This is a genomic window from Spirosoma sp. 209 (genome assembly GCF_002006735.1).
GTDB classification, from domain to species: Bacteria; Bacteroidota; Bacteroidia; order Cytophagales; family Spirosomataceae; genus Spirosoma; species Spirosoma sordidisoli.
The window spans coordinates 46,109-67,649 of record NZ_MVEC01000017.1 but is presented as its reverse complement, the minus strand read 5'-3'; the positions used below and the strand labels follow the sequence as shown (position 1 = coordinate 67,649).

General features: G+C 55.9%; 13 protein-coding genes. 5 read left to right on the top strand and 8 right to left on the bottom strand.

Translation table 11 applies throughout. From position 1 onward, the window contains the following. Positions 1–411: 411 nt before the first annotated feature. From B1C80_RS22650 to B1C80_RS22635, 3 genes are all read right to left on the bottom strand, one after another. The gene (locus B1C80_RS22650; RefSeq protein ID WP_236648897.1) at positions 412–846 is read right to left on the bottom strand and encodes a response regulator; all 435 of its coding nucleotides are present in this window, start codon (positions 844–846) and stop codon (positions 412–414) included. Positions 847–1,458: 612 nt separating this feature from the next. Then, entirely contained in the window at positions 1,459–4,569 is a 3,111-nt protein-coding gene (locus tag B1C80_RS22640; protein WP_077923503.1) for an SdrD B-like domain-containing protein, read from the bottom strand. 81 nt (positions 4,570–4,650) lie between these two features. After that, the gene (locus tag B1C80_RS22635) at positions 4,651–8,607 is read right to left on the bottom strand and encodes an SdrD B-like domain-containing protein (RefSeq protein WP_077923502.1); all 3,957 of its coding nucleotides are present in this window, start codon (positions 8,605–8,607) and stop codon (positions 4,651–4,653) included. Between the two features lie 796 nt (positions 8,608–9,403). Here B1C80_RS22635 and B1C80_RS22630 point away from each other — a divergent pair. After that, positions 9,404–12,427 carry a DEAD/DEAH box helicase gene (locus B1C80_RS22630; RefSeq protein WP_077923501.1) on the top strand — a complete coding sequence of 1,008 codons (3,024 nt, stop codon included), beginning with the start codon at positions 9,404–9,406 and terminating at the stop codon, positions 12,425–12,427. A 90-nt stretch (positions 12,428–12,517) separates the two neighbouring features. Further along, positions 12,518–12,694: a hypothetical protein gene (locus tag B1C80_RS28560; protein ID WP_165358854.1), complete on the top strand. Its 177-nt coding sequence runs from the start codon at positions 12,518–12,520 to the stop codon at positions 12,692–12,694. 73 nt (positions 12,695–12,767) lie between these two features. Here B1C80_RS28560 and B1C80_RS22625 read toward each other — a convergent pair whose 3' ends face one another. Both B1C80_RS22625 and B1C80_RS22620 read right to left on the bottom strand, forming a co-directional pair. Further along, positions 12,768–13,373: an OmpW family outer membrane protein gene (locus tag B1C80_RS22625; protein WP_077923500.1), complete on the bottom strand. Its 606-nt coding sequence runs from the start codon at positions 13,371–13,373 to the stop codon at positions 12,768–12,770. Positions 13,374–13,678: 305 nt separating this feature from the next. Continuing rightward, positions 13,679–14,191, bottom strand: coding sequence for a phosphoribosyltransferase family protein (locus tag B1C80_RS22620; RefSeq protein WP_077923499.1), 513 nt, complete (start codon positions 14,189–14,191; stop codon positions 13,679–13,681). 148 nt (positions 14,192–14,339) lie between these two features. Here B1C80_RS22620 and B1C80_RS22615 point away from each other — a divergent pair, with 148 nt between their 5' ends. The 3 genes from B1C80_RS22615 to B1C80_RS22605 are packed head-to-tail and all read left to right on the top strand — an operon-like array spanning position 14,340 to position 18,104. Further along, positions 14,340–14,930, top strand: coding sequence for a YcxB family protein (locus B1C80_RS22615; RefSeq protein WP_077923498.1), 591 nt, complete (start codon positions 14,340–14,342; stop codon positions 14,928–14,930). A gap of 54 nt (positions 14,931–14,984) precedes the next feature. Then, entirely contained in the window at positions 14,985–17,168 is a 2,184-nt protein-coding gene (locus B1C80_RS22610; protein WP_077923497.1) for a S9 family peptidase, read from the top strand. A 6-nt stretch (positions 17,169–17,174) separates the two neighbouring features. After that, complete coding sequence (locus tag B1C80_RS22605) at positions 17,175–18,104, top strand: carbon-nitrogen hydrolase family protein (RefSeq protein ID WP_077923496.1); 930 nt, start codon at positions 17,175–17,177, stop codon at positions 18,102–18,104. Between the two features lie 58 nt (positions 18,105–18,162). On the opposite strand, the gene B1C80_RS22600 is transcribed toward B1C80_RS22605, so the two are convergent. The 3 genes from B1C80_RS22600 to tnpA form a co-directional block, all read right to left on the bottom strand. Further along, positions 18,163–18,558: a Dabb family protein gene (locus B1C80_RS22600; RefSeq protein WP_077923495.1), complete on the bottom strand. Its 396-nt coding sequence runs from the start codon at positions 18,556–18,558 to the stop codon at positions 18,163–18,165. 99 nt (positions 18,559–18,657) lie between these two features. Further along, the gene (locus tag B1C80_RS22595) at positions 18,658–19,884 is read right to left on the bottom strand and encodes an NADP-dependent isocitrate dehydrogenase (RefSeq protein WP_077923494.1); all 1,227 of its coding nucleotides are present in this window, start codon (positions 19,882–19,884) and stop codon (positions 18,658–18,660) included. 409 nt (positions 19,885–20,293) lie between these two features. Then, positions 20,294–20,728: an IS200/IS605 family transposase gene (gene tnpA / locus B1C80_RS22590; protein ID WP_077923493.1), complete on the bottom strand. Its 435-nt coding sequence runs from the start codon at positions 20,726–20,728 to the stop codon at positions 20,294–20,296. Between the last annotated feature and the right edge of the window lie 813 nt (positions 20,729–21,541).

The following is a 21,541-nucleotide window of genomic DNA, read 5'->3' as shown; positions in this document are numbered from 1 at the left end:
TATTCGGGGCTTGGAAGGCAATTCTGCGCTGGGGTTCTATGAACAGGGCGCCCTGCTGGGGCTTGAGAGCTTGTTTGGGGAAGTTATCTGCTGAATTTAGTCGGCTCGATGGGCTGCCTTTTACACCCCCCAGCCCCCTAAAGGGGGAGCCGTCCGCGCCGAATGGGCTCCCCCTTTAGGGGGCTGGGGGTAAAAAAACGGGTCTCATCACGGCTTTAACTTCTCAACTGACTTCCCTAAACAACCCCTAAAGAGACGGCCGGCCGCTGCCGGAGCCGTCCGCGCTCCGGCAGCTTTTCCACGCCTGCTCTGACCTTTCCCAGCAGCCTTGCTAAAGTTATCAGAAAGACCTCGTCGTTCCGCGTCCACGCTGGTCATCTTAGTAACTTAGCTGGGATCGCAGATAAACCCTTACAACCGGTATCGGTTGGCAGGCAGGGTAACCGTCTCCAGCCAGTAGCTGCCCAATGTCTGGAAATACAGCAACCACTGATCATAATCGACCGGTTTTTTCAGGTAGGAAGAAGCGCCCAGCTCGTACGTTTTGAGGATGTCAGCGCTATTATCTGATGAGCTAAACGTCACCACCGGAACCTGACCCAGCGGAAAAGGCATGTTTTTTATGTACTCCAGCAACGCCAGACCATCGATCCGGTCGGGCATGTATAAATCCATCAGGATCAGCTTCGGAATCTCCCACTCCTGATAGGTCCAGGCGTCCAGCTGCACCAGAGCCTCTTTCGGCGAGCGGGCCCAGATAATCTGCACGTTGGGAAGACTTTGCTGAACAATCTTCTGAATCAGCGTTCCCTGATCTTCGTTATCCTCAACGAGAAAGATGCGCACTGGTTTAGAAGCAGTTCGACTACTGATTGAATGTCCGGTAAGTTTCATAAAGCAGGGAGGTTAGCCTGTCAATATAACAAACTATTTATCAAATAGATTAAATAGTCTATTGGTCATTTTCAGGTGTATACGTTGATCATCAACCGTTTTTGTGACCGGACATGCGTTTATGAGCCAGCCTCTGCCTGTCAGCTGTCGCCAGAGATGAATGTTCATCAAAGGCCCGCCACGATGACCCGGTGGCTTGCTTTCGGTCAGAAACCAATACCAGAAACCACCCGTAGCCCGGCAGGATGAGTCCGTTCAGGCAGTCCGGGCCTGCTTTCGGTTCATCGATCCGGCAGACGCCCTCGTTGTTCTGTCCTTTCGGATCCATGGCCGTCAACGGAAAATAGAATCAACGTTTTAACGTATAGACACTTGCGTCGGCCGACTGTCCCGACTTCCGGGTCGCCAGTGAGCAAACGGTCTGTCTGTTTTCGTCTGGTCGTGGGCTCGGCTCCGGATGCTATCGACCACAAAAAACCCCGGCAACAGCGTCGCCGGGATTTTCTAACTATCCTCTCAATATACTATCTTCATAGGGTTGGCTTCATGAGCCCAACGCCTGTATTATCTGACTTTTCGGATCACGACCGGTACGCATTTCGGCGCCGGGCATTCGCAGACCACCGGATCGAGCGTAACGGTAACGTCCGTTACACAGGTGCCACCCGCGCTGAACAACCGAACGGTGTAGGTTTGCCGCTGGGTCGGGTTCGCAATACCGGTGAAGCTCACCGCTCCGCTAACAACCAGCTTGTTGCTGGCCGCGCCGTAGACGGGTCCGCTACCATATGAGCTGCCCGGTACGATGTCGGCACGCTCTACGTTCTGCAGGGTCGTGAAGTCAAACCGGGCATCGCTGTTCGAATTGGCACCGGTACAGGTAGCGGCAGTCACCGTCGGTGCCACATCGAACGTGGGGGCATTGTTGACGGTAATCGTGGTCGCAATGGTCGATGAGCATCCTGTTGAGAACGTACACGTAGCCGAGTAGGTCGTGGTGACCAGTGGCTCGATCGACAGAGACGCCGTATTATCGCCGGTTGACCAGAGGATGCTGCCGCCTTCGCAACCACCCACTACCAGGTTGGTCGATGTACCGGCGCAGATCGTTGCCGAATCTATGGTCAGTTGCGGACTGGCGCTAACCGTTACCGTAGCGCTGGTCACGTCTGAGCAACCGGCTTGGTTCGTTACGGTTACCGAGTAAACTCCGGTGCTGGTGACCGAAATAGCCGCCGTTACCTCGTTTGTCGACCATCGGTAGGTTGCTCCCCCACTGGCAGTCAGCGTTGAACTCTGACCCGAGCAGATGGTAGCGTTGCTTACCGTAATGCTGGCGACCGGGTTGGCGTTCACCACCACCGTGCCGCTGCCCACTGCCGTACAGCCCTCAGCCGAAATCGCCGTCACGCTGTAGACCGTCGAGGAGTTAGCCGCGCTCAGGCTCGTAGCCAGCGTAGCCGTGTTGCCCGACGCGCCACCGACCTGGGTCAGACCCGGTGAGAAAACGTAGCTGGCGTAGCCCGGTGTCGCCGTCAGGCTGGCCGTTGTGCCGGCGCAGACCGTCGTGCTGCTGAGGGTGATGACGGGGTTGCTGTTGACTACTACCGTGCCGCTGCCCACCGCCGTACAGCCTTCAGCCGAAATCGCCGTCACGCTATACACTGTCGAGGAGTTGGCCGCGCTCAGGCTCGTAGCCAGCGTAGCCGTGTTGCCCGACGCACCGCCTACCTGGGTCAGACCCGCCGAGAAAACGTAGCTGGCATAGCCCGGCGTTGCCGTCAGGCTGGCCGTCGTGCCAGCGCAGACCGTCGTGCTGCTGAGGGTGATGACGGGGTTGCTGTTGACCACCACCGTGCCGCTGCCCACTGCCGTACAGCCCTCGGCCGAGATAGCCGTTACGCTATAGACCGTCGAGGAGTTGGCCGCGCTCAGGCTTGTGGCCAGGGTTGCCGTATTACCCGACGCGCCACCGACCTGGGTCAGACCCGCCGAGAAGACGTAGCTAGCGTAACCTGGCGTCGCCGTCAGGCTGGCTGTCGTGCCAGCGCAGACCGTTGTGCTGCTGAGGGTAATGACGGGGTTCGGGTTCACCGTAATGGCACCGCTGGCCGTAGCCGAACAGCCCGACGTAGAGATGGCCGTCACGGAATAGGTCGTCGTGCTACCGGCCGCACTCAGGCTCGTAGCCAGGGTTGCCGTATTACCCGATGCACCGCCCACCTGAGTCAGACCCGGCGAGAACACGTAGCTGGCATAGCCCGGTGTTGCCGTCAGGCTGGCCGTAGCACCAGCGCAGACCGTCGTACTGCTCAGAGTAACTACCGGGTTCGGATTCACCGTAATGGTTGTCGATGTGCTGGCGGTACAGGTGCCGTAGGTGTTCGACGTACAGGTGAACGAATAAGCCGTTGTCGATGTCGGCGATACCGTTATGCTGGCCGCGCTGGACCCCGTGCTCCACAAAATTGTACCGGTACCGCAGCCCGTAGCCGTCAGGCTGGTGCTGCCGCCCACGCAGATAGCCGTAGCCGAAGCCACCGCACTCAGGTTCGGCAGGATACCATCTTCGATAACGAGCGGTACGCAACCACTGGCCGGACAGTCGACATTAGCCGTTGTGGTGAAGCTGTAACTACCCGCCTGCGTAATGGTGAAGCTGTTTCCCGAAGCCACCGGAGCCGGATTGGCATTTCGGTACCATTGTACATTGGTGTACCCGACGGGCAGGCTCGCGACATACGACTCGCCCGGGCACATCTTGACCGGTACGGTTACCCCCGCGCGGCTTACGTTGTTGCGCGTGCTGATTTCGGCATCGGCGGTCGTGACATAAGCCGTATTATAGACAATACCTTCGGCGTTTGTTTTCACCGTCAGGTTAATGCTCGACGTAGCGCCGGCCAGCATGGTCCCCAGCGACCAGGTCAGTACCGTCTGCGACGAGGGTGTGGTGCTGACCGTAGCCGCTGGTGAGGATGAGACGTAGAGTACACCGGCGTCGAGGGTGTCTTTTACAACGACGTTGGTAGCCACGCCGTCGGGGCTGATGTTGTCGACCCGGATGGTGAAGCCAGCGTTACTACCCAGCGTTACGCTCGTTACGGTGGCCGTTTTTGTCAGGCTCAGATCCGGAGCACCAGCGGCCAGTCCAATATCGTACGAGTCGTTGGGCGAGTTGGTACCGCCGGTGGCGGCAAATACCACGATCTGGTTACCGATGACCTGCGCATCGCTGTCGCCACTGGTATCGCCCTGGTTCCGTTTCGTCAGCGAAAAGCCCGCTGGCAGATCGGTTGTAGCCACCCGAATTTCATAGGCCGTATTAGGCTTGAGTCCTCCCGTCACAACGGCGTCGTCGAAGGTGTACTGTCCATTAGCGTCGGAGGTCGTCTGACCGCGCTGGATTCCCTGCTGATAGAGCCGGAGTTTTACGTTACCAATACCTACTTCACCATCGTCCTGACGACCGTTTCGGTTGTAATCGTGAAAAACGCGGTTGCCGAGTGCCAGCGCTTTGGGTGCGTTTCGGGCACCCGGAGGCCGATTGCCAGGGGGTGAATCATCAGGTGCAGAAGCCCCCGCTGTCTGCGCTACCAGGATCAGTAGCCACAGCCCCGCCACCCGCACTAGTCGTTCTGTCAGCAGGGAGCTAAAACTGGATAACTGTTTCATAGAGGATTGTTTGTCAAGCTGTTTTATTTAGTTAAGTAATCGGTGTTAACGGTTAGCAGGTATTGAATACGTACAGGATTTTTAGCGCTTTTGCAGACTTACTTTCGGACATAACAGCGGTTCGCAGGTCGAGCAGGAAGCCACAGGGTTTGTTGTTTGTGTAGTCTGGCAGGTTGGTACGTCAAGATCACGGATAACGAGGGTGTAGGTGGTCGAGCCATCCGCTTTGAACGTAGTGGGCGTGCCGACAGTCACCGACTGGCCGTAGGTTGTTCCGCCGGGGTTCAGCACCGTGCCGTTCAGCAGTACCTCGAACCGGTTCGACGGGCCGTGCACGCCGGGCAGCGCCCGTACACCCAGGGTATAATAATCGTCGGCGGCCGTTGAGTTGGTGTTGTTACTGGCACAGCTTCCCTGCACCAGCGTGGCTGACGTCAACGTCTGGCTAACAGTCGTTGTGGCCGAGGCCCTACAGCCGTTCGGGGCCGTAGCCGTTACGGTATAGGTGCCAATCTGGCTAACCGTAGCACTGGCGCCTGATGTACTCACCACACCCGGTCCGGCAAACACGTAGCTCAGCCCGCCGGTCGTGCTGCTGGCGGTGAGCGTCACCGTAGCCGCCGTGCAGCTGAGCGGTCGGTTACTGGTCAGACTAAGCGACTGGGGCGCAGTCGTATTGAGGGTAACCACCGCCGTAGCCGAACTGGTACTGGCACAGCCATTGGCGGTAACGGTCAGTGTATACGTACCGGGTGTACTGGTCGTGAAACTTTGTGCCGCGGAGGTGAAGGCAAGTGGGCCGGTCCAGCTGTAGGTCGACCCGGTTAGGCTTGAGCTACCCGTTACGGTAGCCGTAGCCACGCAGGTAATCGTCCCCCCCGTAGCAGTCGGCACCGGCACTGGCCTAACCGTCACGGTACCGGTAGTTGTCGATGTGCAGCCACTGGCGTTGGCTGCGGTTACCGTATAAGTGGTTGTGCCGCTCGGCGTGACGGTAAAACTGCCCGTCGCACTTGTCAGGCCACCCGGCGTCAGCGTGTAGCTGGTACCGCCCGTAGCCGTCAGGACAGCGGAACGCCCGACGCAGATGCTGGTGCTGTTCAGTGATGGCGTCGGTAACTGATTGACCGTGACCGTACCAGAGGTCGTGGATGTGCAGCCGCTGGCGTTGGCTGCGGTTACCGTATAAGTGGTCGTACCGCTTGGCGTGACGGTGAAGCTGCCCGTCGCACTCGTCAAGCTGCCCGGCGTCAGCGTGTAGCTGGTGCCGCCTGTAGCCGTCAGGACAGCGGAACGCCCGACGCATATTGATGTCGATGAAAGGGTTACGGCGGGATTCGGGTTAATCGTTACCTGAATTAGCTGCGAGGGTCGGCACCCATCAGCCGCGGGGGCAGGATTCAGAATAGCATAGACATAATAGGTAATGGCCGTCGTACCCGTATTGGCCGGGAAAGCTACGTTCCCGATACCGGCCGTACCGCTGGCGGGCGTCGCGGTCCCGAGCGACGTCCCCCCCGAATACATGGCCGTGCCGCTCTGGGGCGCCGTGAAGTAAACGAACTGTATGCCGCTGGTAACCGTAGACGTGGTCGCCACCGTCAGCGATCGGATGGGTGTACCGGTGCAAACGGCCGTTGTACCCGACGGATTCGTTATGGTTGGACAGTCGACAAATCCGAAGTCGAGGGTGTGGTTATTTTCGCCGTAGTCGCCCGTGGTGAAGCTGACAACCGCATTGTTCCCACTTCGTACGGCATCATTATCAATCGACGGATCGGAACCGGAACCACTGGGTGCCGGCAGGTAACCCGACCCCGAAAGAGCAGTCTGGCTCAGCGGGACCCGCAACTCATAGGCCGTGTTAGGCAGTAAGCCACCCGATACGTTGGTACTGTTGAAATAATATTCGCCATTGGCATCTGTGGTGGTCGATGCCACCTGCGTACCGTTCAGATACAGCTGCACGGTTATGGTGGCCAGGGGCGACAGGCCGTTATCCTGCGTACCGTTGGCGCCCGTTGCCACCCCGTCGTACCAGACGCGGTTGCCAATTTCGATCGGAGCCGGACTACAGGTCAGTTCCAGATCGCCCAGGCCGTTTGCTTTACCGAAGGTGGCTACGTCGCCACTGGCATAGACCTGCACGCTGGTTGACGGACTACCGGTACCCGTCGCATTTCGGAACCGCCGGATACCCCCCGCATCAATCTGGTCGGTCGGGTCAATCACGATGGACGATACATCACCGGTGCCGGGGAAGACGGCCAGGGACCCCTCGCTCATCTCCGCATGGTACGGATCCGTAGCCGAAGGAATAGCAATGGCGTCCTGGTAATAGTATTCGCCCCCGCCAAAGCCCTGTCCGTTGGTGGCACCAGCCGTAGCCGTTCCGTTACAGACCCGGCCCGCTCGCTCGATAGTCCACTGGTTGATGGCCGGATCGCATTTGCCCGCCCGCAGAATGTCGCCCGGCGCGATGGCCCGGTATAACGTAGTCGTGTTGGACGTGTTGGTACCGTAGTTATTATTTCCGTACTGATCGCCCAGGCGGTCGCGCAGGCTCAGGATCATGGAGCCATCGACGTCGAATTCAATACCCGTCAGCATCGGCTGCGGATAGCTGCAGTTGGGCAGGTCAGCGCGCGCAAACCGGTTAGGTACGCTGCCGGTAGCTGGAGGAGCGCTAATCCAGGGTAACCAGTATTCAGCCCGGTCAACTCCCGACCGGTCGTTGTTGGTGGCTCCTTTCTTATAGGTTAGCGGAAACGACAGTACCTGGGTGAAGCTGTTATTGGTCGGGTTGAACTCATACACGTACGCCTTCATGTTAGTCGTATCGCGGGTGATCAGGTTTCCCGTTGTCGAACCGGCTCCGAAGTTGATGGTTGTGGAGGTAGGCACGCCCTCGTTGGTCGTAACCCCGCCAACGTACACCCGATCCCGGTACACTTTAAGCGCAAACGGCCTGAAAACACTCCCCGTCCGCTGCGAAGGTACCGGCAGCGTGTAGCTCGTTGGCGTACCGGCGGTTGGGGTCGCGCTGGTCGGGTTGGTAATTGGGATTTTGTACAGCGACCGGTCGGCCAGGTTTACGGCATATAGTGTGGTGCCATCTTCCGAAAGCTCTATATCGCCCAGGCCAGCTTTACCCACCTGATCGTATACGGACGGGTCGTGATTACCCGTGGTTATGTTGGCCGGTAACCCCCGGTCGGTGTTGGAGGCAACGGTACCGGCACTGAGGGTCGTAAACACACTTGACACCAGTGTACCGCTCACCACCCGGGTCAGATAGATGGCGCCTGCCCCTCCGGGCCCCAGACCCGCGTGTCGTTTCACAAACGCACTGGAGTAAAGCTGGTTGGCAGCCCGCTGATACGCCAGCCCGTATACGGTACCGATCTGCTGGTTCAGCGCCAGGGCCGTTTCGGTAGGCGAGTTACCGGTACTGCTATACGGCAGCGAAACCAGCACCCCCTGCGTACCGGCGTTTCCGGTAGTAGTGAGCGAATTTCCGTTCACATAGCAGGGCACCAGATAGTTGGGATTGGCCTGGCAATAGTCGGCCGGGTAGTTGATACCCAGACTGATCGTTGCCGAGACGGGTAGCGTAGTGGTGTTGACAAACTGAACGGTGGTGCCGCTCTGCGTACCCCGTTGCCCCGGAAAATAGCCACTGGGCAGGTTGGCAAACTGAACCCGGTAGGGCCCGACCACGGAAGGCGTAATGCTGTACTGCCCCTGCGTAGCGGTTGTTGAACTGGTAACCGCCGTTCCGGCAATAGCTCCCGTAGCGGTATATACGGTCACCGTTACGCCCCCTACCCCAATCTCTCCCGTCAGCGTCGATACGGCGGTGTACTGACGGGTGCCACTTTCGTTAAAGTCCCGGTAAACAACCCCCGATATCTGCGCGTTAGCCTGACCGGCTACCAGCAGGCTGATCAGACCGATAAACAGACCGAAGCCACGCCCGGAAGCCGTCTTAAAAAATTGACTATATCGAAGGTAAGTGGCGTAGAATTTTACTTCCATACACAGTAACTCTTTGTATACATCTGTATCATATTGTATAGCTGATAAATCAGATGTAGACAGGCTTTTTTTATAGGATAAAGTACAAGTGCAGGACTCTGTCAATCAAATAAGGTGCCAGTTTTCAGAATTAATAAACTTTAATATCCTTTTAACAATATAATTGTACACGTTTATAGCCAAACAGGAACCCTGTTTCGAAATAGGCCTACTAGTATATACATCACCTATTGAGTATACTATCTTTTGACTTACTCCTTAAATTATCTGATTTATAGTTCATTACGTATATAGTGTCATATGCCGGTTTCGGGGTGCTCCGTGCCGTATACATTTTGTAGTAATCGGGCCAAACAATTTATCCGATTTCGGGTCTATACATGAATCGAATCGACCAGGTGGCCCCGCGCTCCGGAACCAGCAGCCAGTCTTGTCCAACCGGAACCTGGCCTTTTTACGGACGGGCCAGTTCATCAAATACTATACCAGATTTGGCAGGAACACATAGAATTTAGAACCTACAGACTGGCTGGGTTTAACCGTATGATAAGGTTCGTTTAGACCTCTTATCACAATTCGGTTGTTTTCGCGAAACGACCGTTGGAGATTAGGTATTGATTTGTATATTTGAAACCGTCGCATTATGAATTTTATGCATAATAAGCTATTATACAGCCTATTGTGCTCTCTTTTTGCGACTCAGCAAACTACCCCACCGGGTTCTACCATAGTCCGTTCACCTTCCTGCCGTCTGGCGTCGATCCAACCAATCGACTACCGATAGCTATGTCGTCGCATGAGAGTCTCGCCTACGCAACCATTCCAAATCGTTTATTCCCTGCTGGACCATGAGTTTCTGGGTTACCTCATCGAAGCCTTTGTGGTACAGCGGAATAGCAAGGGAGAGTTAACCCTGCAGAACCAGACGCTCTCGACACAAAATGTGGGCGAGTTTGCGCAGGGACTCGATGAGCGGGATTTTGAACTGGTTAAACTGATCGACAGTATTCAGCAGGACACGATCGTTAAGAAGTTTAATACCCGCAAGCTGCCCGCCGTCGATTTTTTCCTGAAGATTTATGACCCGCAGAAAGGCGACAAGCTGGTTCAGGAAGCGATATGCCAGTACCTTGAGAATCTGAAGGCCCAGATCATGGCCCTGATGCCCGGCAAGCCGTTCTATATCATGGGCAATGATGGCAATCCGGCCTGGTCGGTAATCGAGTGGATGCCCGAACCCGCCCGAGTCAACTTCCACTTCGACCGCAACGCCGAATCGACCCATTATTTCCCGATTATCCGCTACCCTACCGGCCAGGTATCCGAAACCGGCCGCCCCCTGACCGACCGTGTGGAGTTTCAGTTCAAGGATGCGCTCATGATCTGCGACGAACCGGCCTACATGATGGTCGGTAACCGGCTGTACCATTTCGGCAAAAACGTGGATGGAAAGAAGCTACGGCCGTTCTTCACGAAAAATCATATTATCATTCCCCGCAACATCGAGCAGCAGTACTACGAGCGGTTTGTTACCCAGCTCATTGCCGGCTACGACGTATATGCCAAAGGGTTCGAAATCAGATCCGAGATACTGGAGCCAAAACCCGTCCTGACCGTCTCAGAAACGGTAACCAGCGGTCGGACTATACTGGCCGATGGTTCGGTCGATACCGACGAGGAAGCCAGCCAGCGCATCACCTTCGATCTGTCGTTTCAGTACGGCGACTTCATGTTCCGGTTCGACAGTTTCGGGCCGTCGGCCAACGTCAGCCTGGAAAAACAGGGCGACGACTATATCTTCCATAAAATTCGGCGGGACCAGCGGCTGGAGCGGCAAAAGCTGAGCTTCCTGCGCGACACCGGCCTCGACCTGCGCCACGGTCGGCTGGCCCTGCCCAAGACCGAAGCCTTCAGCTGGCTGACCGAAACCAACGTGCGGCTCCAGGAAGCCGGCTTCCAGCTCCGCCAGCACGAACACGACGCCAAGCGGTATTTTCTGGGCTATTCGAGCATCGACGTATCGATCCGCGAAGGCCGCGACTGGTTCGATATCTACGCCAACGTACGCTTCGGCGAGTTCGAGATTCCGTTTCTGAAGCTGCGAACCCTTATTCTGAACAAAAAACGGGAGTTCAGCCTGCCCAACGGCGAGGTGGCGGTGATTCCGGAAGCCTGGTTTACCAAATACTCGGAGCTGTTTGGGTTTCTCGAACATCGCATCGATCAGGACACGGACCAGCTGGTTTTACAGAAACACCACCTGGCGCTGGTGCAGGAACTGGAACGCGACAACCTGGCCAGTACTGTGATGAGCCGCAAACTCGAACGCCTGCGCGACTTCGCCGAAATTGAGTCGTTTCCGCTGCCGAAGCAATTCAAAGGGGTGCTGCGCCCATACCAGCAGGCCGGTTATGACTGGATGAATTTCCTGCGCCAGTACCGGTTTGGCGGCTGCCTGGCCGACGACATGGGCCTGGGAAAAACGGTCATGACGCTGGCCATGCTGCAGGGCCAGAAAGAGATCGCGCTGGCCGAAGCCGGCGTTTCGGCCTCGCCCGAAGAGCAGCAGGCCGCCCTGGCAGCCGCCCGGCCCAGCCTGCTGGTGATGCCCACGTCGTTGCTGTACAACTGGGAGCTGGAAGCCCGCAAATTTACCCCCGATCTCCGGGTCATGATCTATACCGGCACCTACCGCGACAAGAACACGGCCCAGTTTGACCAGTACGACCTGATTCTGACCTCCTACGGTATTGTCCGGATCGACATCGACCTGCTGAGCCACTACCAGTTTAACTACGTGATCCTGGACGAGTCGCAGGCTATCAAGAATCCGTCGTCGCACATTACCCGGGCGGTGATGCAGCTGAACACCAAACATCGGCTCATCCTGACGGGTACTCCGCTGGAAAACAGCACTATGGACCTCTGGTCGCAGATGTCGTTCATCAACCCGGGCCTGCTGGGCAGCCAGTCGTTCTTCAGAAATGAGTTTCAGGTACCCATCGAGAAACGGCACGACGAAGCAAAGACGGGGCGGCTCTACGGCCTCATCAAGCCGTTCATGCTTCGGCGCAACAAGGCCCAGGTAGCTACTGACCTGCCCGAAAAGGTAGAGAGTGTGCTGTTCTCGGACATGACCCCCGATCAGGAGAAGCAGTACGAAGAAGCCAAGTCCTACTACCGGAACCTGATTCTGGAGCGCATTGAAGAAGACGGCATGGCCCGGTCGCAAATGATCGTTTTGCAGGGCCTGACCAAGCTCCGCCAGATTGCCAACCACCCCCGCATGGTCGATGCCGACTACGAAGGCGATTCGGGCAAACTCGACGATATGCTGATGCGGCTCGAAACGGCCATCGGCGAACGACATAAGGTTCTCGTCTTCAGCCAGTTCATCAAACACCTGAGCGTTGTTCGCCAGTATCTGAAGGAAAAGAACATCAAATACGCCTACCTCGACGGATCGACTACCGACCGTCAGAGCCAGGTCGAGCTGTTTCAGACCGACGATTCGGTGAGGCTGTTCCTGATCTCGCTGAAGGCTGGGGGGCTGGGCCATAACCTGACCGCAGCCGACTACGTCTTCATCCTGGACCCCTGGTGGAACCCCGCCATAGAAGCGCAGGCGGTTGACCGGGCCCACCGGATTGGCCAGCAGAAAACGGTCTTTACGTATAAGTTTATTTCCCGGAATACCGTCGAGGAAAAAATTCTGGCGCTCCAGCGCTCCAAGCAGCAGCTGGCCGGCAGCCTCATCACGACCGAAGAAAACTTCGTAAAATCGCTCACGAAAGAAGATATTATGGTGCTGCTGGAGTAAGGTTGGGGGTCAGGCAGTGGTTTTTTGGGACACTCGGTCTGTTTTAGAGTTATCTACCCGGAAATCATCATTCACCCAATCGACTCAACGATGAACACAAAAAGTATACTCGGCCTTGTTCTAACCCTGGCCGGTCTGGCTGGCCTGATCTACGGCGGCATCGACTTCACCAAAGGGGGCGTCGCGCAGGCTTCGTTCGTTTACCTGATCCTGGGCGGCATCTTTTTCTTCGCCGGCATCAGCCTGATTCGTAATACGAAAGGCTAAAAAAAGAGTCATCCACATCTCCGCAGATCGACAGTCGCGGAGATGTAGATGACTCTTTTTCGTACAAACGCTACTAGTTGCTACCCAGGTTGTAATAGACACCCAGTCCCAGCAACAGGAATTTGCTCGTACCACCCTCACCGAAAACAAGGTGCAGGCCGGCATCAAAATTAACCCCCAGCGCCGGGGTGAGGGCATACTGTACGCCCGCCTTAGGCGCAACACCAAAATTGGTCACGTTGTCCGAATCAGTCCCACCGACACCAGCATTGGTCGTCAGGTCGATTTTATAAGCAGAGCGATATATACCCGCTTCCAGCCCTGCGTAGGGGCGCAATGGATAAGCCGCTTCGCCAAAGAAATACTCCCCCTGCGCCGTAACCTGAAGTATATTAAAGTTAGCTGTGGCCGTTGCCGTAACCCCTCCTCCACTGGCACTGGCCGATTCACGCCGGGTAGAGTACCGCGCATTTAGCCCAACGGCCAGATTCTGGTTCAGGAAATAACGGCCGGTAGCTCCGCCCCCCCATAAGCCATCGGAAAACGAAGAGCCCGATTCGACAGGAGCGAGGTAGTTCCCGGTCAGGTTTAGCTGAATTTGGGCCTGCGCCCGGCCCGGCACCAGCCAGCAACCTACCAGCAGGACCAGCGCGGCCACTATGCGTACATACTTTTTCATAACTGTAGATAATTGATTGAGCCGCGAATCTAGGCTTTATCACATATTATCTACAGAACAGATACATTAAATTTATTCATATGTCGATGGAGCATACGCATGAATAGATTTAACACAGCGGATGTCTGCGGGTTTATGCTGGCTTTACTGTATACTGGTTCTTGCTAAGGCCCATACCACTGACTGGCCTGGCCCACCGTGGTCCGTATCTTTTATCAGGATTAAAACCACTGACTGGCCTACCGGCACAGTCAGGGTGCAGGGCGAACAGTCAGGGTGCAGGGCGAACAGTCAGGGTTATGAGGTTAGCGGAGGTAGACGCCCATTCGGGTGTCATCACTCAGGACCACATCGACGTGGTCGGTCAGGGTGGTGCTGAGTTCGTAACCTTTGTAGTCGGCAGAGACGGGGTAGCGGGGGTAGTTGCGGTCGACCAGCACCGCTACCTGCAGCTTGCGGATCGGCACCGACAAAAAAGGCTGCAGACTGAACGCCAGCGTTCGGCCGGTATACAGCACGTCATCGACCACGATAACCACTTTATCGGTAAAGTCGGTAACCGATCCGCTGGCTTCGACGGGCGGCTGGGCGGGCTGGGTTTTGTCGAGCCGAAGCTGCAGCAGTTCGACCGAAAAAGGGGCTATGCGCTGCAACTCCTGGGCCAGGGCCTGGGCCAGCACGTAGCCTTCGCCCGAAATGCCGGCCAGCAGCAGAGCCGGCTCTTCAAAATTGGTTTCGTATATCTGGAAAGCAATCCGCCGGATTTTCTGGCGAATCTGCTCAGGAGTAAGAATCAGCGTTGGCTGGATGGTATTCATGCGCACGTAAAACCATTTACGCTGTAAAGATGGGAAAAGTCGATCACGGAACGAAATAACTGAACCTCGGAGCCTTCCCCCTTTCGTGTGCCCTATTCTCCCTTTCCACCTAACAATCCGTATCTTTGCGCTTTCTCACGAAAGTGCCATGATTGTTAAGACAAAAAAATACGCATTAGACCAAAAGACGTACATCAACATTGCCCTGCGGCAGTGGCTGAAGGAGAACTGGAAATGGGCCTTTGTACCGCTGGGACTGATCCTGCTGAACGTGGTCCTGAACATCACCGGAGCGTATCCAAATTACTGGATTTACATCGTCATTGTGCTCCTGACGATTCTGTACGTGCTGTTCTGGGCCGTACAGATTACGGGCATCGCCCAGATGGAACAGAGCAAAGCCCTGTTTCAGAAATACGTCTACGAAATCGACAGCCGCCAGATTCTGATGCGCATCAACGCCAAAGAAGGCGGCCTGCTGAAATGGAATCAGATCGACAGCGTTATCAAGGACAAAGACGCCTACATTCTCTTTCTGGACAATACCGAAGCCATGAAAAATGTGAAGGCGACCTGGATTGCCCGCGTGGTCACGAAAGGACTTTCCAAAGCCCAGTTCCTGTATCTGCCGTTCAGCATTTTCAACAGCGATAACGACCTTCGTTTTACGGATGCGCTGCTCCGGCGCAAAGGCCTGCTGCCCGACAGTCCGGCGCTTCCGGCCGAAACCACCAAATAGCGGTCTGGCCCTGGTCGTCTCACACTCATCTGACCTTATTGGCACACAACCCGTATGCTCCGATTTCTTAGTCTGCTGATTATCCTGCCAGGCCTCGTTCTGGCGCAAAAACCTGTAACCCTCGACGACATCTGGGGACGCAGCCAGGGTGTCTTCAACCAACGTTCGGTATCGGGCGTGAACTGGATGAAAACGGGCGGTTTCTACACCACCCTCGACGGCGGTCGCATCGATCGGTTCAGCATCACGACGGGTAGCGCCGTAGAGACCCTCTTCGACGAGCGCAAAAACACCGTGACCAGCACCGGCAAAGCCGTTCACGTCGACAGCTACCAGCTCTCGGCCGATGAGCGCAAACTCCTGCTGACCACCAACGAAGAGCCGATCTACCGCCGGTCCAGCAAGGCCGACTTTTACGTCTACGACCTGACCACCAAGCAGCTGAAAGCACTCAGCCAGGCCGGCAAGCAGCAGTACGCTACGTTCTCGCCCGATGGCAAACGGGTGGCTTTTGTTCGTGACAACGACCTGTTTGTGGTCGATCTTCAGTCGGGTAAAGAAACCCGGCTCACAACCGATGGCAAACGTAACGCCATTATCAACGGGGGCGCCGACTGGGTCTATGAAGAAGAGTTCAGCATGGCCCGGGCCTTCGAATGGTCGCCCGATAGCCGGCGGCTGGCCTGGATCCGGTTCGACGAAAGCCGGGTTCCGGAGTATAACATGCAGCTCTGGGGCGAACTATACCCCACCGATTACCGCTTCAAATACCCCAAAGCCGGCGAAGCCAACTCCGTTGTAACGGTCTGGATAGCCGACGTAACGACGACCAGGAAAGTACAGGCGCAGACCGGCACCAATACCGACATCTACCTGCCCCGGATTCAGTGGACCAAAGACCCGGCGCTGCTGTCGGTCCGGCGGCTCAACCGGTTGCAGAACCAACTCGACCTGCTGCACGTGAATGCAGCCAGCGGGGCGGCCACTACGGTGCTGACCGAGTCGAGCCCGACCTATGTGGACCTGGAGTTTACCGACGATCTGACGTACCTGCCCGATGGCAAATCGTTTGTCTGGAGCAGCGAACGCAGCGGCTACAAGCACCTCTACCTGTACAGCATGGCGGGTAAACTGATCCGCCCCATTACCGGCGACGGCGCGTTCGAAGCGTTCAGCATCGTAGGAATCGACGAGAAAAAACAGCTCGTTTATTACCTCTCTACCGAAGACTCGCCCCTCGAGCGCCACCTCTACCGGATCGGGCTGGATGGCCAGAACAAACAGCGGCTCACCACCCAGCCCGGTACCCACCGGGCCGACTTCAGTCCCGATTTTTCGTATTATCTACTGTATCACGCATCTGCTTCGGCCCCGACAACGGTCAGCCTCCGCAACACCCAGTCGACCACCGATCTGCGGGTGCTGGAGTCGAACGGCGCACTCAAAACCCGGCTGGCCGGCTACCGGATCAGCCCGAAGCAATTCTTCCGGACCAAAGCCGCCGACGGGTCGACCGACCTCAACGGCTGGATGATTCGCCCGGCCGACTTCGACTCGACCAAAAAATACCCGGTGCTGATGTTCGTCTATGGCGGCCCTGGCTCGCAGACGGTGAAGAACGACTGGGACGCCCGCGACTTCTTCTGGTACCAGACGCTGGCGCAGAAAGGGTACGTGATTGTATCGGTCGATGGTCGGGGAACTGGCGCGCGCGGAGCGGCTTTCCGTACGGTTACCTACGCTCAGCTGGGCAAACTCGAAACTGAAGACCAGATAGCAACGGCCCGGTATCTGAAAACCCTGCCCTACGTTGATCCGGCCCGGGTTGGCATCTGGGGCTGGAGCTACGGCGGCTACATGACAGCCCTCTGCATGACGCTGGGTGCCGACGTCTTCAAGACCGGCATTGCTGTTGCGCCCGTTACCAACTGGCGGTTCTACGATTCGATCTACACGGAGCGTTACCTCAAACGCCCGCAGGAAAACGCCAGCGGCTACGACGATAACTCGCCCGTTACCCACGCGGCCAAGTTACGCGGCCCCTTCCTGCTCGTACACGGCACCGGCGATGACAACGTTCATTTCCAGAACTCCGTTGCGTTCGAGAACGCGCTGGTAGCGGCTAACAAGCAGTTCCAGTCGTTCTACTACCCCAACCGGAACCACGGCATCTACGGCGGTAACACCCGCCTGCACCTGTACACGATGATGACCGATTTTCTGGAGAAAAACCTCTAAGCGCCTATGCCCCTGCCAACTGTTCGGGTGGGCGTTGTACAGGCCACGCCAGCCCTGTTCGACCGCGAAGGAAGTATCGATCGGGTTATCCGCTGGATCGAGACAGCCGCGCAGGCTGGTTGTCAGCTTGTCCTGTTTCCGGAATCGTTCATTCCCTGCTACCCGCGGGGCTTAACGTTCGGCGCCGTAGTGGGTCGCCGAACCGACCACGGGCGGGATGTATGGCTCGACTACTGGGAAAACGCCATCGAAGCCCCATCGGTACAGACAAACCGAATTGCGGAAGCTGTTAAACAAGCAGGCATGCTCGTAGCGTTGGGGGTAACCGAGAAAGAGCCGGTTGGTGGAACGCTCCACTGCTCGCTGCTCTATTTCGGAAAAGACGGTACGCTGCTGGGGAAGCATCGGAAGCTGAAACCAACGGGGCTTGAGCGCTTCATCTGGGGCGAGAGCGACGGCAGCACGCTGGTCAGCTTCGACACCGAACTCGGTCGTCTGGGGGGCCTGATCTGCTGGGAAAACTACATGCCGCTGGCCCGGATGGCGATGTATCAGCAGGGCCTCGATATTTACCTGGCCCCCACGGCCGACGCCCGCGACTCGTGGCAGTCGACTATGCAGCACGTAGCGCTGGAGGGGCGCTGCTTCGTGCTGGCCAGCAATCAGTTTGTCCGTAAAACCGATTATCCCGAACGGTATCAGGCCGAGCTGACCAACGAGCCCGACATCATGAGCCGGGGCGGTAGTGTTATTATTTCGCCGATGGGCGAGGTACTGGCCGGACCGCTCTGGGATCAGGAAGGCTTACTGGTCGCCGACCTGGATTTCGCCGTACTGGCCAAAAGTAAACTTGATTTCGACAGCGTAGGCCACTACGCCCGGCCCGACGTATTCACCCTGACGGTCACGAATCAGCCTCCCATCCAGCCGGTATAAACGCAGCGAGGAGACGCCCTGATAGCATCTCCTCGCTGCGTTTGTCAATAGCAACCGGTTATTTCGCCTGGTTGGTGAAATCGACCACCGTCACGTCGGCCAGCCAGGGGCCCACTACCGAACCGAAGGCTTTATGAGCCGGATGAGGCAGGTAAGTATCCCTGTCTTTTTCGTTATCGAACGTCAGGATAAACGCGTGCGTCAGGCCTTTATCGAGTTTTTCGGGACTGTTGTTGGTTCCCCACTGGAACCCTTTGATCTCTTTGATCTTCGACGGCAGCGCTTCAAAAGCGGCTACAATCTCGGCCACCTTTTCGGGGGTGGTTTCGGGTTTGAATTTGAAGAGCACGACGTGCTGCAGGGCTTTGGCTTTCATGGGTTTGCGGGGCGGCTCGGTACCGGCGTAGGTAGTGAGCGTCAGGACCGTTAGCAGACTGACGAGTAGGTATTTCATATAGATATAGGGTTTGCAGGTTAAAGACCGTGCCACGGCTGGGCGACGTATCGCTTTGCACCGTGGCACGGAGTATGGTATCAGCAATAGAGGACGGTATTAAGCCAGCCCCCGTTTTGCTTTCAGGTTTTCGTCCAGCGCTTCGAGGAAGTCTTCCGTATTGAGGTAGTGCTCACCCGCTACCAGTTTGGTACCAGCCGGGTAGGCCGACAACGCCAGATCTTTCGTCATCTTGCCGCTTTCTACGGTTTCAACGCAGACCGCTTCGAGTGCCGTAGCGAAATCGATCAGCTCCTGGTTGCCATCCAGCTGGCCCCGGAACGCCAGACCACGCGTCCAGGCGTAGATCGAAGCAATGGGGTTGGTGCTGGTTTTGTTGCCTTTCTGGTACTCGCGGTAGTGGCGGGTAACGGTACCGTGGGCTGCTTCCGCTTCCATCGTCTTGCCATCGGGCGTAACCAGTACCGAGGTCATCAGACCCAGCGAGCCAAAGCCCTGGGCTACCGTATCTGACTGTACGTCGCCGTCGTAGTTTTTGCAGGCCCATACGAAATTACCTTCCCACTTCAGCGCCGACGCCACCATGTCGTCGATCAGGCGGTGTTCGTAATGAACGCCTTTGGCTTTGAACTCGGCTTCGTAAATTTCCTGGAAGATGTCCTTGAAACGACCGTCGTATTTCTTCAGGATCGTATTCTTGGTCGAAAGATACAGCGGCCATCCCTTCTGCAGAGCCATGTTGAAACAGGCCTTGGCAAAACCGCGAATCGACTCATCGACGTTATACATCCCCATGGCTACACCCGGACCTTTGAAGTTGAAAACTTCGTACTCCTGTACGGTTCCGTCTTCGCCTTCAAACTTCATGGTCAGCTTTCCTTTACCCGGCACCAGGAAATCCGTAGCGCGGTACTGATCGCCGAACGCATGGCGCCCTACGATGATCGGCGCGGTCCAGTTGGTTACCAGACGTGGCACATTGCTCATCACAATTGGCTCGCGGAATACCGTTCCATCCAGAATATTCCGGATAGTCCCGTTGGGCGATTTCCACATCTGTTTCAGGTTAAACTCTTTTACGCGGTCTTCATCGGGCGTAATGGTGGCACACTTGATACCAACACCGTATTCTTTGATTGCATTAGCGGCATCGATGGTTACCTGGTCGTTCGTCTGGTCGCGATATTCAATACCGAGGTCGTAGTATTTAATGTCAACGTCAACGTAGGGCAGAATCAGCTTGTCTTTAATGAACTTCCAGATGATGCGGGTCATTTCGTCGCCATCCAGTTCGACAACCGGATTTGCTACCTTAATTTTTTCCATGCGAGTTGTTTATAATTAATTGGGAACGAAGCAAAATTTGGGAGCAAAAGTAGTGAATAAGGGGCAAGGCGGAAAATAGAACCGAGCCAGAGGACTCCACACGGTTTATCGGTTTCATCGGCATGAATGCCGACGCTAGTCATGAATCGCCGATAGAACGATCCGGCCCGGGTTTACCCTTTTTTACAGGTTATGACATGATCATAATTTACCTATCCGACCAATGGATAGCCCCGGCATTTATGCCGCGGCCATACGCCATATCCCGTTTCGTCGGCATGAATGCCGACGCTAGTCATAAATCGCCGACAGAACGGTCCATCCCCGGCTTACCCTTTTCATGGGTTATACCACCGCCATAACCTACACCCGCCAACCAATGACTAGCTCCGGCATTCATGCCGGGGCCTTAGTCATCAGTCGTAAATCGCCATTGTCGTACTAAGCTGTCATACTCCTCCGCGTAAGATCGTCCCTGATGATGGGCTTCCTGGTTACGGATATAATCCCGAGTTTTATTAAGCGTTGATTCACACACGGAAACAGCGAAGTACTCCGTCTGCCAGGCGAAGTAGGCCGGCACGTATCGCTTTTCTTTCAGCCATCGCGAGGATTCTCCTTTCAGAATATGTACAACTTCAGCAATAGACTGAGTTGATTTAAGAGATATAAGTACATGTACATGATCCGTATAGCCATTAATGAAATCGACGTAGATATCATGTTCGTGAGCATGGTCCCGTATATGCGAAAACACGACCTGACGTAAGGTAGGTGTCTGAAAGAAGGGCTCCCTATTCTTCGTGCTCCAGACAGCATGTACCCATATTCTAACATAGCTCATAATTACGGCAGATTGATCTTATAAATTAATATATATTAAATAAACGTATGGATACAAATATTCATCGGCATATCCCGTTTCGTCGGCATGAATGCCGACGCTAATCATGAATCGCCGATAGAACGATCCGGCCCGGCATAGCCATTCGTACAGGTTATACCATCGCCAGGCCCCCACCCCGATGACCAATGACTAGCTCCGGCATTCATGCTGGGGCAAACCCAATACCACGTATCGTGTCGTCGGCATGAATGCCGATGCTAATCATGAATCGCCGATGGAGCGATCCAACCCGGCATAGCCATTCGTACAGGTTATACCATCGCCGTAACCTACCCCGATGACCAATGACTAGCTCCGGCATTCATGCTGGGGCAAACCCAATACCACGTATCGTGTCGTCGGCATGAATGCCGATGCTAATCGTGAATCGCCGACAGAACGATCCGGCCCGGCATAGCCATTCGTACAGGTTATACCATCGCCACAACCCACCTCTCCGACCAATAAATAGCCCCGGCATTTATGCCGGGGCAAACCCATTATGCATATCGTTTCATCGGCATGAATGCCGACGCTAATCATGAATCGCCGATAGAACGTCCGGCCCGGGTTTACCCATTATCATAGATTGAACTAGCGCCGTAACCTACCCCTACGATCAATGACTAGCCCCGGTATTCATACCGGGGCAGGCATATCCAATTCCCGATGAACATTAATAGACCTGGTATCCAGGCAGGTGAATCTATAAGCCCATTAAGAATAATGATCCCTGACCATGAATCGAGCCGCCGTAACGTGTATATTGTC